This window comes from Pseudomonas sp. FFUP_PS_473 (assembly GCF_002858665.1).
GTDB lineage: Bacteria > Pseudomonadota > Gammaproteobacteria > Pseudomonadales > Pseudomonadaceae > Aquipseudomonas > Aquipseudomonas defluvii.
On record NZ_PJQQ01000047.1, the window covers coordinates 15923 to 31205 of the forward strand.

The following is a 15283-nucleotide window of genomic DNA, read 5'->3' on the forward strand; positions in this document are numbered from 1 at the left end:
GCACCGCCGGGGTGCTGCTTTCACGTGCAGCAGCCCGGACAGCCTAACCACCTGCCGAGACTGTGCCATGAGCCTCAATACCCTCCCGTACTATCACACCGATGCACTGCACAAACGCTTTGAAGATCACCTGCAAGACGCCGCCTCTGCTGAACGTATTAGCGCCGTGGAGGCAAACCAGCTCTCACGCCTGACCAGCACGGCGCCTCAGCCCGACGCTCGCGCGGATACACGCGTGGACTACCTCGATGCGGTGAGCGCATCCGGTCAAACCATTGCCCTGATCTCGACACTGCTGATCAGCCACTCCACGCAAACAGCAGTGTTCATCTACAACCCTGTACTGGGCATCATGAAATTCGATGATCGTCTGCAGGCTCGCAATGCACTCATCCAGATGCTCGGTAACGCCGAGACCGCCATGGCACTGCTGCAGTACACCGATGCTGAAGCCTATCGACAATGGCGTAACGACCCGGTCGTGGAACTGGAAGACAACCTGATCGAAGGGGCTGTATTTGAGTGGTTGATGCTGAGCATCAATGCACGTCTCGGCCAGAACCTGACCACCCTGCAAACCCTGCTCCTCAACCAGCCGGCTCCCGAAACGCTACTAACCCAAGCCTTCGTGACCCAACTACGCGTGCAGTGGCCCGATGCAGCCATCAACCCCGCTACCCGGGAAGTCAAAGTGTCCGCTCAGCGCCTGTCCAACCGCGCCCAGGGGCAGGATTATCACCAAAGCCTGAACGATACCCTTCTGGAAACGCTGGCAGACCCCACACTCATTGGAAACGGGGCACATGAACTGCTGAACCCCGACGGCACGCGAGCCAGCGCGCAAGACCAAAAAAAACTCAATACCGCACTGCGCCTGACTCGGGCGCAGTTGAGTGAGCACTGCACCACTCAGCTTGATAACCACTGGGCAGCATCACGCTCCGAGGGCCTGAGCCCTACTGAGCAACTGACCCATGCGTTACGCAGCCGTTTTCTTGAAGCCCTAACCCAGCTCGCCTGGAGTAACGACCTGAGCAACCAGGAGTACAGGACCCTGATCAAATGGTCCAAGGCAGAACACTTACCGGAGCTGCAGGCCTGGTACCTGAAACCCACAGCCTCGACAACCGCGACAGTTCCGCTGGAAACCGTCATATTGCTGGGCACTGCGGATGCGCCGTCAACTCCGTGCTATAGCTACACCCCTACCGGGGGGCTGAAGCGTCACACAAACCGCCAGGCGTTCTTGGATACACTGGCAATCGGTGACGTGCCGCTGCTACCCATGCAGGCTCCGGCCCTGCAAACCTACACCCAACGCCTACTGAGCGTACCGCGCCAGCGCCTGACCCAGGCCCTGCGGCAACAAGGCCCATTGGCGTTTGTCAGTGTCTGTCAGAAAGCCCTTGAGCTGGAGAGCTTGATTGATCCCTGCCTGCCACGCCTGATGATGCCGTATGTCCGCAAGGATAGAGAGAGCAGCGCCTCGCTCACGGCAATCAAGCATGACTTGAACAGCGAAACGCTTTCGCTCCAAGACCTGAAGCACATCAAACGCCGCGTGGAACAGAACAACACACAACTGCTGGAAGCCCGTCCAAGCCTGGATTCCGTCACCCTGTCGCTGATTGAAAACAACCTGTGCTACCTACTCGGCTCCATGCCGGCAGCGTCTGTCCTGCTGCAGAACGGCGCCGATGGAACCCCCAACCAGAGCCTCAGTGAGTTGATCTGGGAAAACCTGAGCAAACGAAATGCGACGTCGGCGACTCAACAGCCGGCAGAACACCGCCTGGCCGCCAACGCTCAAGCGCTGCTGCCGCAACTGACAGCCCCGGTGATCAACCAGTGTGTCGACAAAGTGACCGGCTCACTTCGTCATTATCTGGCCCATGCAGTCGTGCGTAATCAGAACCAAGAGCGACACACGGCACAAAACCTGTACGGCTTGACACTGCGGCTGGAACTGCAGCTGGCTCGTCAGAAAAACACCCTCGAACAACCGGCAATCGACCTCATCCAAGCGGTGCTCAACTACCCGATATCACGCACCCGGCCGCTGCTGGAGGGTGCTCCGGCCATGGTTTGGCAACTGAACATTACCTACGAGGGCAAGCACGAAACGCAGGTTGCCAACCTCTTGCTACTTTCACGCAAGCCCCTGGAAACGGCAGAAGCCCCCCTGATCCTGTGGACACGGGCATTAGGCTTTGAAACCTTCACGTCACTCCAGTCCCTCAACCAGAAGCTTCAGGCGCGGCTAACCAACTTTCACAGCGCAGAATCACTCTACGATTGCGTTGCAGAAGAGGATAGCGTGCTGCCGGATAACGCCCCTATGGCGCCGCAAGTGACGCCACCGACCTTGAACTGGAGCCCGATCAAGAGCAATGTGCTGCAACGGCTCGAAGCCCTCGACAGCAACCTTCGCCAGCGCAACACCCTGTTCGTCTTCGATCAGATCATCAATGCCGGGCTGTCGGGCAGTGGTCTGCCGGAACTGCTGCATACCTATACGCCCATGGACAGCAGCGAAGTACAGTTGCTGCGCTTCAAGCATGAAATACGCGAACAAACCGTGCGCGCGGCAATCCCGAAGTGGCTGCTGGATGCAACCTACCAGGAGAAATTCGATTATCTGGAAATCCTGGGGCGCAACCTGCTCAATATCACCTCGGAAGAGGATTACCTCTCCGATATGCCCACCATCGCGGACTATGCCTATGAGCGACTGGCCACTCAGCTTGATAGCGACTTTCCGGCCAAACGCTATCCGCCGGATGCCATTTTCATCACCACCATCGCCTGCATCTCAACGCTACCGCCCACTGGCGAAGTGCCCTCAGGCTCTACAGGCGAATGCATCCACCATCGACAAACATTGGTCGAATATGCACTGAATCACTTCCGAGACTGGAGCAACCCCATCACCGCACTGGAATTGGAAAACGGTGCAGCGCCCCCCACAGCAATGAACGTGGACTACATCAAGGACCTGGTCAGGCGCCTGGACATTGGTAGCAACTATCAAACATTGTTCAGTCAGACATTTGACCCTGCCAGCCCCGGCTTCAACCATCGCCTAGAGCTGTTTTGCCGCCAAGTACCCGACCAAATGCTTGAACGTGCATTCAATGCCTACCTGAGGCGAAACCTGAGTAAAACTGCAGTAGCCTTTGTGAAGCAAGTGGTACAAATGCCTGATGCGACCGCCCGCTTACCGCTGGACGGCAAGCGCATCCAACTGACACCGCTGGCGCTGATCGCACAATCGGATTTACCCGCCGATATTGTCCCTGACCTCTACCTGTTTCGAGCAGAAGACACCGACCCCGTAGTGCTCTATGCCCCGTACTGCGAAAGTTTTACGTTCAAGGAATTCAGCAACACCACAGCACTACTGGCGCAACTGAAGACAGACACCGCGTTGCAAGCCCTGGTACTAGACCAGTTACCAGAGCCCTTGCGCAGACGCTATGACAACAATGGCTTCGACGAACCCCACTTGCCCTTCAGTGCAGAATCGGACTTCGACCTGCCGTTATCGAGACCAGGCCCCGTTACCCTTGCCAACCTGCCGGTCAAGGGCAACGCGCTGCATTACCTGTTCGAGGAAAACATTGGCACCCTCAAGCGCATGCTGGACGCCCAACTGATCAGTACCGAAAAGGCTGACTGGGAGTCGCTCAAACATATCCTCGGGCTTGTGTTCAACCAACTGAGTTTTTTCGTACCAGGCAAGATTGGACTGCTGCTCGGCGCCTGGCAGGCAGAAATGACGGTGCTACAAATTGCACGTAACGACGAGGGCAGCGATTGGCCGGCACATACCGCCGAACTGCTGTGCGTACTGGTGCAAAGCCTGCTGATTGGCCACAGCGCCAGCACGCTGGGCGACGTAGAAAACCTTAATACCGAACGCCAGTTCTGGCAAAACCTGTACCTTGACGAGCACTCCCCCATACCCTTGGCACGCTATGAAGCACCCACTCAAGCGCTGGAGTTAATGGTGTTCGACAGCCTGACTCAGGTCTACAGAGACGCAGCCACAGGCAAACACTATGTCAATATCGATGGACACGTATACCGGGCAACCTTCTCGGACGCCAACTGGTACCTGATCGATGAGGCCGAAGATAACCTTGGCCCTCGTTTGCGCCTGAGCGCCGCCAACCGATGGGAGATCGACCCGACGCTGCCGCTTCCGATAGAGCATGGCGCTGTCCTCACCCGGCTCGGTGGCCAGTACACGCGCTGGAAGGCTCGCCGCGAAAACGTCATTATCGTCGCGAGCGGAATGCGGCAGATTCAAAACATGATGCCCAGCCGCGCGCAAAAAATACGCCAGGCACATCGCACCGCCATGATGTACTTGACGAACTGCCTGAAAAACCTGCGCAACGCCGATCCAGCCATACACGTCCCGGTAGAAACCCAACGCATCATCAGCGACTTCTTCGGTGTACCGGCCCTGACCGAGCCACTCCGGCAATCCATGCATGAGTCGGTCAATGCCGTCATCGATATGATGGGGTCAGGCAGCTACTCGCCGCAGTCCTCGTCACGCTACCTCATCGGTACAAGCACAATTAACAGCCAGGGACTGGCGTTCACGGTGCCTTCGGATCTCGAGAAGCAGATTTTCATGCTCGACGGCTACTTTGACTACAATTTCGCCAACCAATTCACCTTCCGTGCCGGCTACACGCAAGACGATGCCGCCGCCATTTTCAGGGCAGCCGTGCTGGTTCACGAGTTCACGCACCTGGCCTACAACACGCGCGACATCTGCTACAACGAAGGCACCTTGCCCTTCCTGAACCTGCTGGCGCCTGTTCCCAAGACACTCTGGCTGAGGCAACGCCAAGACACCACATTCTCACACCGCACACCGGCCAATGAGTTGTTTGTCATACAGGATCACCCGAATGGCGCCCCACGCGACATTCGTGACGATGATCGAAAGGGGCGGCGATTCATCCTGCAGACCACGGGCGCTAAAAACCTCGACGATGCCCGTCAGGTTTTTCTGAACGATGCAGAAAAGCGTGCGCAAATCATGCTGAAAAACGCCGACTCGTTGACCTTGCTGATCTTCCGCATGGGTGAACGTCTGCATAGCCCGAGCGTACCGGCAGCTCGCGTAGGCGGCTAACGCGACACCTGTACGCAGGCAAGCCCGTCGCCCACAACAGCCTCAGGCGTGCTGGGTTGCAGGAACGGGCTTGCCGGCGAGGTTTAGTGGTGCTCGCGCGTGGCGCGGAACTTCACATCTGGCCAGCGCTCTTCCATCAGTGCCAGGTTGACCCGGGTCGGCGCCAGGTAGGTCAGGTGACCACCACCGTCGATGGCCAGGTTTTCCATGGCCTTGACCTTGAATTCCTCGATCTTCTTCTTGTCGTCGCACTGGATCCAGCGGGCCGACCACACGGTGATCGGCTCGTAGGCGCATTCAACCTTGTACTCTTCCTTCAAACGGCTGGCGACCACATCGAACTGCAGAACACCCACGGCACCGAGAATGATGTCGTTGCTGCGCTCGGGGAAGAACACCTGGGTCGCGCCTTCTTCGGCCAACTGCTGCAGGCCCTGACGCAATTGCTTGGACTTGAGCGGGTCTTTAAGGCGAACGCGGCGGAACAGTTCAGGGGCAAAGTGAGGAATGCCGGTGAAGCCCAGATTCTCACCTTCCGTGAAGGTGTCGCCAATCTGGATGGTGCCGTGGTTATGCAAACCGATGATGTCGCCGGCCCAGGCTTCCTCCAGTTGCTCACGCTCGGAGGAGAAGAAGGTCAGAGCATCGCCGATACGCAGGTCTTTGCCGGTGCGTACATGGCGCATCTTCATGCCCTTCTCGTAACGGCCCGAACAGATCCGCATGAAGGCGATACGGTCGCGGTGTTTCGGGTCCATGTTCGCCTGGATTTTGAAGACGAAACCGCTGAACTTCTCTTCGGTCGGCTCCACCGTGCGCTCATTGGCTACACGCGGCAGCGGACGCGGCGCCCAGTCGACCACGGCGTCAAGGACATGGTCCACACCAAAGTTGCCCAGCGCGGTACCAAAGAACACCGGCGTCAACTCACCGTTCATGAACTCGTCCTGGTCGAACTCATGGCAAGCGCCCTGAACCAGTTCCAGTTGCTCGATGAAACGCTCGTATTCATCACCCAGGTGCGCGCGGGCCTCGTCCGAGTCGAGTTTCTCGATGATCTTCACCTCGGTACGCTCGTGACCGTGGCCCGGGGTGTAGACAATGATGTAGTCGCCGGACAGGTGGTAAACACCCTTGAAGTCCTTGTAGCAGCCGATCGGCCAGGTGATCGGCGCGGCCTTGATCTTCAGGACCGCTTCGATCTCGTCGAGCAACTCGATCGGGTCACGAATATCACGGTCGAGTTTGTTGATGAAGCTGACGATAGGCGTGTCGCGCAGGCGGCAGACATCCATCAGGGCAATGGTACGTGGCTCAACGCCTTTACCGCCGTCGAGGACCATCAGCGCCGAGTCCACCGCTGTCAGCGTGCGGTAGGTATCTTCAGAGAAGTCTTCGTGGCCCGGGGTGTCGAGCAGGTTGATCATGTGATCGCGGTAAGGGAACTGCATCACCGAGGTGGTGATGGAGATGCCACGCTGCTTCTCCATTTCCATCCAGTCGGAGGTGGCATGGCGATCGGACTTTCGCGATTTCACCGTACCGGCGACGGCAATCGCCTTGCCCATCAGCAGGAGCTTCTCGGTGATGGTGGTTTTACCCGCATCGGGGTGGGAAATAATGGCGAAAGTGCGACGCTTCGCGACTTCGGCGGCCTGGTTGGTCATGGGAAATCGCCTGACTGGGGATTCAAAAGGGCCAAAATTATACCCGAACTTGCCGGTGGACCAAAGTCGAGACTCCCAACGGCCGCGGCAGGCTCACACACGGCGATCGTACGGCGGCCAAGCCCCGGTACAACGGCCGCAGCAATGGCCTTGGCATGAGCCGATGTGGACTGTTTTCAAAGACATCCAGCTGTCATGCGGCTCGGTTACAAAGAGACTGCGCAACGCCGGGCGACAGACGTGTGCAAAAACGCGACATTTTTTGTTGATCTTGAACCCCTCAAGTCCTAAAGTTCGCGCCGAGCGTCCATGCTGGAAACGATCCATCCGGCTCAAGTACTGACGACGAGACAGCAAGGTCACCCGTAGCGCCTTTTTCACCGCACGGTTGACCTTTTTGCTTTCGGCGACATGCCTTGGGAAGTAGGCGAACCAAAGTGGGGATACGGAGGGCGCTCAGCTGCAGCCACTTATTTTTTTAGTTTGCCCATGGAGTCCCTAAGCATGTCGATTCAGGTCGAAGACTACTTCGCGCGCGAAACCTTTCAAAAAATGAAGGCCTTCGCCGACAAGCAAGAAACCCCGTTCGTACTTATCGACACCCAGATGATCAGCCAGGCCTATGACGACCTGCGTGCTGGCTTCGAATTCGCCAAGGTCTACTACGCGGTCAAGGCCAACCCGGCGGTCGAAATCATCGATCTGCTGCGCGACAAGGGTTCGAGCTTTGACATCGCCTCGATCTACGAGCTCGACAAAGTGCTGGGCCGCGGTGTCACCCCAGACCGCATCAGCTATGGCAACACCATCAAGAAATCCAAGGACATCCGCTACTTCTACGAGAAGGGCGTGCGCCTGTATGCCACCGACTCCGAAGCCGACCTGCGCAACATCGCCAAGGCCGCACCGGGCTCGAAAGTCTACGTGCGTATCCTGACCGAAGGTTCGACCACCGCTGACTGGCCGTTGTCGCGCAAGTTCGGTTGCCAGACCGACATGGCCATGGACCTGCTGATCCTCGCCCGCGACCTGGGCCTGGTGCCTTACGGCATCTCCTTCCATGTGGGTTCGCAACAGCGCGACATCAGCGTCTGGGACGCGGCCATCGCCAAGGTCAAAGTGATCTTCGAGCGTCTGAAAGACGAAGACGGCATCGAACTGAAGCTGATTAACATGGGTGGCGGCTTCCCGGCCAACTACATCACCCGTACCAACAGCCTGGAAACCTACGCCGAGGAAATCATCCGCTTCCTGAGGGAAGACTTCGGTGACGACCTGCCAGAAATCATCCTTGAGCCTGGCCGCTCGCTGATTGCCAACGCCGGTATTCTGGTCAGCGAAGTGGTGCTGGTCGCCCGCAAATCGCGTACCGCGGTTGAGCGTTGGGTCTACACCGACGTGGGCAAATTCTCCGGCCTGATCGAAACCATGGACGAGTCCATCAAGTTCCCGATCTGGACCGAGAAAAAAGGTGAGATGGAAGAAGTCGTGATCGCCGGCCCAACCTGCGATAGCGCCGACATCATGTACGAGCACTACAAGTACGGCCTGCCACTGAACCTGGCTATCGGCGACCGCCTGTACTGGCTGTCGACCGGCGCCTACACCACCAGCTACAGCGCGGTAGAGTTCAACGGCTTCCCGCCGCTGAAAGCCTACTACCTGTAAACGGCTGAACCTTATCGCCGGCACGCTCGGCTCCTGCAGCGGTTGCAGGAACCGGCCTTGCCGGCGATTGTTTTACGGCATCACGCCAAGCTCGCCAAGCCGAGTGCGATAGGCCAGCGCCATGGCTCGAATCTCTGGCTGTGTCGCCTGCTCCAACGCAGCGGCAGCAACCGTCAGAAAATTTGCATTCCCCGCAACCAGCGCCTGACGCAACCAGCCCAGCGCCTGCTCGACCTGCCCTCGCGCCGCCAAGACCCCGGCGTGGCTGAACTGCCCACGAAAGTCCCCGCCTTCAGCCGAGCGTCGATACCAGTCGTGTGCCGCCGACACATCGGCCGGGCAATGCACACCCTCCTCAAGGTAGCGCCCCAACAGGTTCATGGATTTCGCATGCCCTTGCTCAGCGGCTTGCCGATAACAGCGCAGTGCCGCACCAGGATCTATCGCGACACCACGCCCCGTGGCCAACAGGTTGGCATAGTTGTACAGCCCCCAATCAAGCCCGGCCTCTGCCGCGAGGCGGTAACGGCGAGCGGCTTCGACAACATCCACCTCGCCCCCCCAGCCATGCTCCAGACAACGCCCGAGCATGTTATGCGCCATGGCACTGCCCTGATTGGCAGCAATGGCGAACCAGCGTCGGGCCAACGCCGGGTCGCGCTCGATACCGCGTCCGTCCAGGAGTATCTGCCCCAGCAGCAACTGGGCCTCGACGATCCCCTGCCCCGCGGCCATCAACAGCGCTTGGGCCGCCTTGGCCGGGCTTTCTTCAAGCATCTGGCCCAGTTGATCGCCGTCGAGCACTTCTTCACGGCGTAGGTGAAAGGCCATGCGTCAGACCTCGGCCCAGCGACGCAGCAGGTTGTGGTACGTCCCCGTCAACTGAATCAGTGATGGATGATCGGGAACGTCGGCAGTCAGTTGCTGAATTGCGTTGTCCATCTCGAACAGCAGGGTACGCTGGCTGTCTTCGCGGATCATGCTCTGGGTCCAGAAAAACGCCGCATAACGCGCACCGCGAGTGACCGGGTTGACCTTGTGCAGGCTCGTCCCCGGGTACAACACCATATCGCCAGCCGCCAGCTTGACCCGCTGCAGTCCGTAGGTGTCCTGAATTTCGAGCTCACCGCCGTCGTACTCCTCAGGGTCGCTGAAGAACAGCGTCGAAGACAGATCGGTACGCACCCGCTCGTGACTGCCACGGGGCTGGCGAACGGCATTGTCGATATGAAAGCCAAAGTTGCCGCCTTCACGGTAGCAGTTGACCAGCGGCGGGAAGACCTTGAAGGGCAAGGCCGCAGACATGAAGCGTGGGTTGGCCCACAAGCGCTCAAGCATGGCCGCGCCAATCTCCTTGGCCAATGGATGGCCCTCGGGCAACTGGAGGTTGTGCTTGGCCTTGGCCGACTGGTAACCCGCCGTGATCTTGCCGTCAGCCCAATCGGCCTGCTCCAGCGCCTCACGAATACGCAGCACTTCCTCGCGCGTAAACAGACCAGGAATGTGTAAAAGCATGGCGCGGATACCTAAGGCCAGAAAAGACGCCAATGATATTGATTCTTATTGCATCACTACAAGCCCTTAGCGCTTGCCAAGACGAATGAGCCCGCAAAAAACACAGGATGAAAATGTAAAGATTGTAAATTCAACACGAATAACAATTCTTCTCAATTGATAGTCGTATGTATTTACATTACATTTCGCGGCCTTGAAACCTTGGGAGGGGTCATAACAATGTCGCGCCACTACGTGCCAACCGCTGTCAGTTCACCACGCTTGCTCGCTTCTGCCATCGGTGTGGCCATTACCGCCACCTCTACTGCGCACATAGCGTACGCTGCCGAAGCTGCACCGGCCAACGATGGGGCGATTGCTCTGGATGCCACCAGCATCAACAGCGTGCAGGATGAAACCTCTTACAAGACCGACACAGCAACCTCGAAGAAATACACTGCCCCACTACGCGAAACGCCTAAAAGCGTGACGGTTATTCCGCAGCAAGTGATCCGTGATACAGGCGCAACCAGCCTGGCCGACGCCTTGCGCACAACCCCGGGGATCACCTTTGGTGCAGGTGAAGGCGGCAACCCAGCAGGCGACCGCCCGATCATTCGCGGCTTCAACGCAGAGAGCGACGTATTTGTCGACGGTATGCGCGATGTCGCCTCGCAAAGCCGAGAAATCTTCAACATCGAATCGGTAGAAGTCAGCAAGGGCCCTGGTTCAGCGTTCACTGGCGCCGGTTCCACCGGTGGCAGCCTGAACCTGGTGACTAAAAGTGCCAAACTTGGCGATGCCTATAACGGTGGATTTACCTGGGGCTCAGACCAGACCAAGCGCACCACCCTGGACCTTAACAAGCAGTTGACCGACACCTCGGCATTTCGCCTGAACCTCATGAAGCACGAGGCCAACGTTGCCGGGCGTGACGATGTCGACGTAAGCCGCTGGGGTGTCGCCCCCTCCTTTGCCTTCGGCCTGGGTACCGATACCCGCGTCAGCGTCGGCTACTACCACCTGGATACAGATGACATGCCGGACTACGGCATTCCACTGACCAAGAGCGCAAACCGCAGCAAGTACAACGTCGACAAGCCCGCAAACGTCGATCGCGACAACTTCTACGGTTTAAATGATCGTGACTACCGCAAGAGCAGCAACGACAGCGGGACCATCAAGATCGAACACGATCTGAATGAGAACCTGACACTGTCCAACAGCTTTCGCATGTCACGCTCCACGCTCGACTACATCGTTACCAACCCTGACGACAGTAAAGACAACGTGGCCAACGGCCTGGTCTATCGCTCGACCAAAAACCGCAACTCGACCTCAAAAGGCTGGGTCAACCAGACCGACCTGAGCGCCAAATTCAATACCGGATTTATTGAGCACAGCATGGTCACCGGCCTGGAGTTTTCCTATGCCGACACCCATAACCGTGGCTACGTCGTCACCTCTGATGCGGGAAAAAGCACCAAGTGCAGCCCTGCGCTGCTAGCTTCGGGTGACTGCACCAGCCTGTATGATCCATCGCCTGATGACAGCTGGTCAGGAACCATTACCGACAGCCCGGCATATACCGACACAAACACCAAAACCAGTGCGGCTTATGTCTTCGACACCCTGAAATTCAACGAACAATGGTCGCTGAACCTGGGGCTTCGATATGACGACTACCAGACCAAGTCAAGCGGCTATGCAACAGCACGTGGCACGACCCCTGCGGGTAGCTTCTCCCGCGAAAACAACGCCCACCTCTGGAACTACCAACTTGGCGTGGTCTACAAGCCGCTGCCGAACGGCAGCATCTATGCCGCCTGGTCGACCTCAAGCAACCCTTCGGGTGAAACCAGCGGTAATGGTGGCCTGGAGCTGACAGCAGCCAATGGCAACCTTGAGCCGGAACGTAACCGCAACTATGAAGTAGGCACCAAGTGGGATTTCTTCGACGAGAACTTGTCGCTGACAGCAGCCCTGTTCCGCACCGACAAGACCAACGCCCGCGTCACTGATCCGGACAACGCCACCTATCAAGTGCTTGATGGCGAGCAACGTGTCCAAGGCGTCGAGCTCACCTACTCGGGCAACCTTTCGTCGAAGTGGAAGGTCTATGGTGGCTACACCTACATGGAAAGCGAGATTGTGAAGACCTCTACCGCCGCGAACGAAGGCAATCACATGCCGAGCACGCCACGTAATAACTTCACCTTCTGGTCAACCTACGACATTGTTCCAAAACTGACCGTTGGTGCCGGCGCAACCTTTGTCGACTCGCGCTTCGGTGATGAGGCCAACTCGGTAGAAGTGCCTTCCTACTGGCGCTATGACGCGATGGCAACCTATCGCCTGACCAAAAACGTGGACCTGCAACTGAACGTACAGAACCTGACCGACAAGCGCTACTTCGATCAGGTATTCCAAACCCATTACGCTCATGTCGCAGCAGGGCGTACCGCATTGATGAGCGCGAACTTCCACTTCTAAGGCAGCTCAACGCAAAGCCCCGCCCACTTCAGTGAGCGGGGCTTTTATGTATCTCGACAGCGTGCATACCCCGCACAGGTATACAGCAAGACAAGGTGGTCGATGTGGTGAAAAAAACCCTGTTTCAACTGCACTGGTTCTTCGGTATCACCGCAGGCCTGGTACTCGCACTGATGGGCATTACCGGCGCAGCGGTGTCATTTCAGGATGAGCTGCTGCGTCTGTTCAACCCCGAAGCCCTCAAGGTTCACGTGCGTGAAGGCGGTGTATTGCCGCCGGCTGAACTGGTACGCCGGGTAGAGGCCGAGCACGGCGACAAGGTTGCCATGCTCTGGGTCGATACCCGCACCGATAACGCCGCGCGGGTATTCTTCACCCCGCCACCTGGCGAGCGGCGAGGCGAAATGCGCTATGCCGCCCCATACACTGGCGCGCTGCAAGGCGATGTCAGTGGCCAGGACTTTTTCGGCCTGATGCTGCAACTGCACCGATTCCTGGCCATCGGCGACACCGGTCGGCAGATCACCGGCGCCTGCACCCTGATGCTGGTGTTCTTCTGCCTTTCTGGCCTCTACCTGCGCTGGCCGCGCCAGGCGCTGAACTGGCGTAACTGGCTGACCCTGGACTGGGCGAAAAAAGGCCGCGCCTTCAACTGGGACCTGCACGCGGTTGCCGGCACCTGGTGCCTGGTGTTCTACCTGCTCGCAGCACTGACGGGCCTGTTCTGGTCTTACGAGTGGTACCGCGAAGGCCTGAACAAACTGCTGGCCGACGGGCCGGTGGCAGGCGAGCAACGCAAACGCGGTGAAGGCCGCGGCCGCCCACCTGCGCCAGACAAGAACGCACCGCCTCTGGTGGTTGACTACGATGCGATCTGGTCCAGCCTGCAAACGGCTGCCGGGCCAGGCCTGAGCACCTACAACCTGCGCCTGCCGCCTGCTGGTGGGCAACCGGCCACCCTGTTCTACCTGCTTGACAATGCCGATCACGAAAGAGCCTTCAACACCCTGACACTCGACCCTGCCACCGGTCAGGTGCGTAAACACGAACGCTTCACCGACAAGTCGTTCAAAGCGCAACTGCTGGCCAGTGTCTATGCCCTGCACGTCGGCAGTTACTTCGGCCTGACCGGGCGCGTCCTGACGATGCTGGCCAGCCTGAGCATGCCACTGTTCTTCATCACTGGCTGGTTGCTGTACCTCGACCGTCGGCGCAAGAAACGCCAGATCCGCGTCGCACGCAACGGTATGATCACGCCTGCATCGGGTGAAAACAGCTGGTTGGTGGGCTTTGCCAGCCAGAGCGGTTTCGCCGAACAACTGGCCTGGCAAAGCGCCGGGCAGTTGCAGGCGGCGGGCTTTGCGGTAAACGTGCGGGCCTTGGCTGACTTGAGCGAAACCGACCTGCGCCAGGCGAACAAGGCCCTGTTCGTGGTGAGTACCTTTGGCGACGGCGAAGCACCGGACAGCGCCCGTACGTTCGAGCGCAAGGTGCTCGGCCAGCCCTGGGCGCTGGGCTCACTCGACTATGCCCTGCTCGCCCTCGGTGACCGTCAATACACGCAATTCTGCGGTTTCGCCAAACGCCTGCATGACTGGCTGGGAACACGCGGGGCCAAAGCCCGCTTCGCCCCGGTAGAAGTGGATAACGCCGACCCACACGCCCTGCAGCAGTGGCAAGAACAACTGGCACAGTTGACCGGCAGCCCAGTCGCCAGTAACTGGCAAGCACCAGCCTTCGAAACCTGGACGCTCACCCGGCGCGAACGGCTCAACCCAGGAAGCCAAGGATCAGCCGTGTACCTGCTCGGGCTGATGCCAGCACAACCGGCACGTTGGGAAGCGGGTGATCTGGTAGAGATCCTGCCGCAGAACAACCCTGCGATCAGCCCCCGGGAGTACTCGATCGCCTCGATTGCCAGCGATGGCATGCTGGAGTTGATCGTGCGCCAGGAGCAACACCCTGATGGCGCACTGGGCCTGGGGTCAGGCTGGCTGACCGAACACGCGCCGCTGGCCAGCCCAATCAACCTGCGCCTGCGGCGTAACAGCGGCTTCCACCTCCCGGCAACGCCTGCACCGCTGATTCTGATCGGCAACGGCACAGGGTTGGCCGGCCTGCGCAGCCTGCTCAAAGCGCGTATCGAAGCAGGCGAGCGGCGTAACTGGTTGCTGTTCGGCGAGCGTAACGAAGCACACGACTTCCTCTGCCGGGAAGAGCTGCAAGGGTGGTTGCGTACGGGTGAACTGGCACGCCTGGACCTGGCGTTCTCCCGTGATCAGGCAGAAAAGGTCTACGTACAGGATCGCCTGCGCGAACAGGCGGCAGAGTTGCGCCAATGGCTGGCCGAAGGGGCGTTGCTTTATGTGTGCGGTAGCCTGCACGGCATGGCTGGTGGGGTCGATGCGGTGCTGAAGGAAGTGCTGGGCACTGCCGAGGTTGAGCACCTGATCGAGCAAGGGCGTTACCGGCGGGATGTCTACTGACGCCTGACGGCCCAGGCGTTGGCAAACCTCCCACAGGCTGCATTTTCTGTTGGAGCTGGCTTGCCTGCGATGGCGTCGGTGGGGTGTCCGCGAGTTCGCGGCGTCTGCATCGCGGGCAAGCCCGGCTCCTACAGGTTGCACTTTCTGTTGGAGCTGGCTTGCCTGCGATGTCGTCGGTGGGGTGGCCGCGAGTTCGCGGCGTCTGCATCACGGGCAAGCCCGGCTCCTACAGGTTGCATTTTCTGTTGGAGCTGGCTTGCCTGCGATGGCGTCGGTGGGGTGGCCGTGAGTTCGCGGCGGCTGCATCGCGGGCAAGCCCG

General features: G+C 58.9%; 7 protein-coding genes. 4 read left to right on the top strand and 3 right to left on the bottom strand.

Annotation, left to right across the window (positions count from 1 at the left end):
- The first annotated feature begins 67 nt into the window (after positions 1 to 67).
- Positions 68 to 5155, top strand: a complete 5088-nt coding sequence (locus CYD26_RS22550) for a dermonecrotic toxin domain-containing protein (RefSeq protein WP_102053715.1) — start codon at positions 68 to 70, stop codon at positions 5153 to 5155.
- Positions 5156 to 5238: 83 nt separating this feature from the next.
- Here the strand turns inward: CYD26_RS22550 and CYD26_RS22555 are convergent, their stop codons facing one another.
- Positions 5239 to 6822, bottom strand: a complete 1584-nt coding sequence (locus CYD26_RS22555) for a peptide chain release factor 3 (protein WP_065759368.1) — start codon at positions 6820 to 6822, stop codon at positions 5239 to 5241.
- A 504-nt stretch (positions 6823 to 7326) separates the two neighbouring features.
- On the opposite strand from CYD26_RS22555, the gene CYD26_RS22560 reads away from it, so the two are divergent.
- The gene (locus tag CYD26_RS22560; RefSeq protein WP_065759367.1) at positions 7327 to 8490 is read left to right on the top strand and encodes a type III PLP-dependent enzyme; all 1164 of its coding nucleotides are present in this window, start codon (positions 7327 to 7329) and stop codon (positions 8488 to 8490) included.
- A gap of 72 nt (positions 8491 to 8562) precedes the next feature.
- Here CYD26_RS22560 and CYD26_RS22565 read toward each other — a convergent pair whose 3' ends face one another.
- Together CYD26_RS22565 and CYD26_RS22570 are read right to left on the bottom strand one after the other, a co-directional pair.
- Positions 8563 to 9321 (bottom strand): tetratricopeptide repeat protein, encoded by a 759-nt coding sequence (locus CYD26_RS22565; RefSeq protein ID WP_102053716.1) that lies wholly within the window; start codon positions 9319 to 9321, stop codon positions 8563 to 8565.
- 3 nt (positions 9322 to 9324) lie between these two features.
- A complete protein-coding gene (locus tag CYD26_RS22570) occupies positions 9325 to 10005 on the bottom strand; it encodes a Fe2+-dependent dioxygenase (RefSeq protein WP_099773616.1) in 681 nt (226 codons plus the stop codon).
- Positions 10006 to 10224: 219 nt separating this feature from the next.
- Here CYD26_RS22570 and CYD26_RS22575 point away from each other — a divergent pair, with 219 nt between their 5' ends.
- A complete protein-coding gene (locus CYD26_RS22575) occupies positions 10225 to 12477 on the top strand; it encodes a TonB-dependent siderophore receptor (RefSeq protein ID WP_102053717.1) in 2253 nt (750 codons plus the stop codon).
- A gap of 104 nt (positions 12478 to 12581) precedes the next feature.
- Positions 12582 to 14963, top strand: a complete 2382-nt coding sequence (locus CYD26_RS22580) for a PepSY domain-containing protein (RefSeq protein WP_102053718.1) — start codon at positions 12582 to 12584, stop codon at positions 14961 to 14963.
- Positions 14964 to 15283 lie beyond the last annotated feature (320 nt).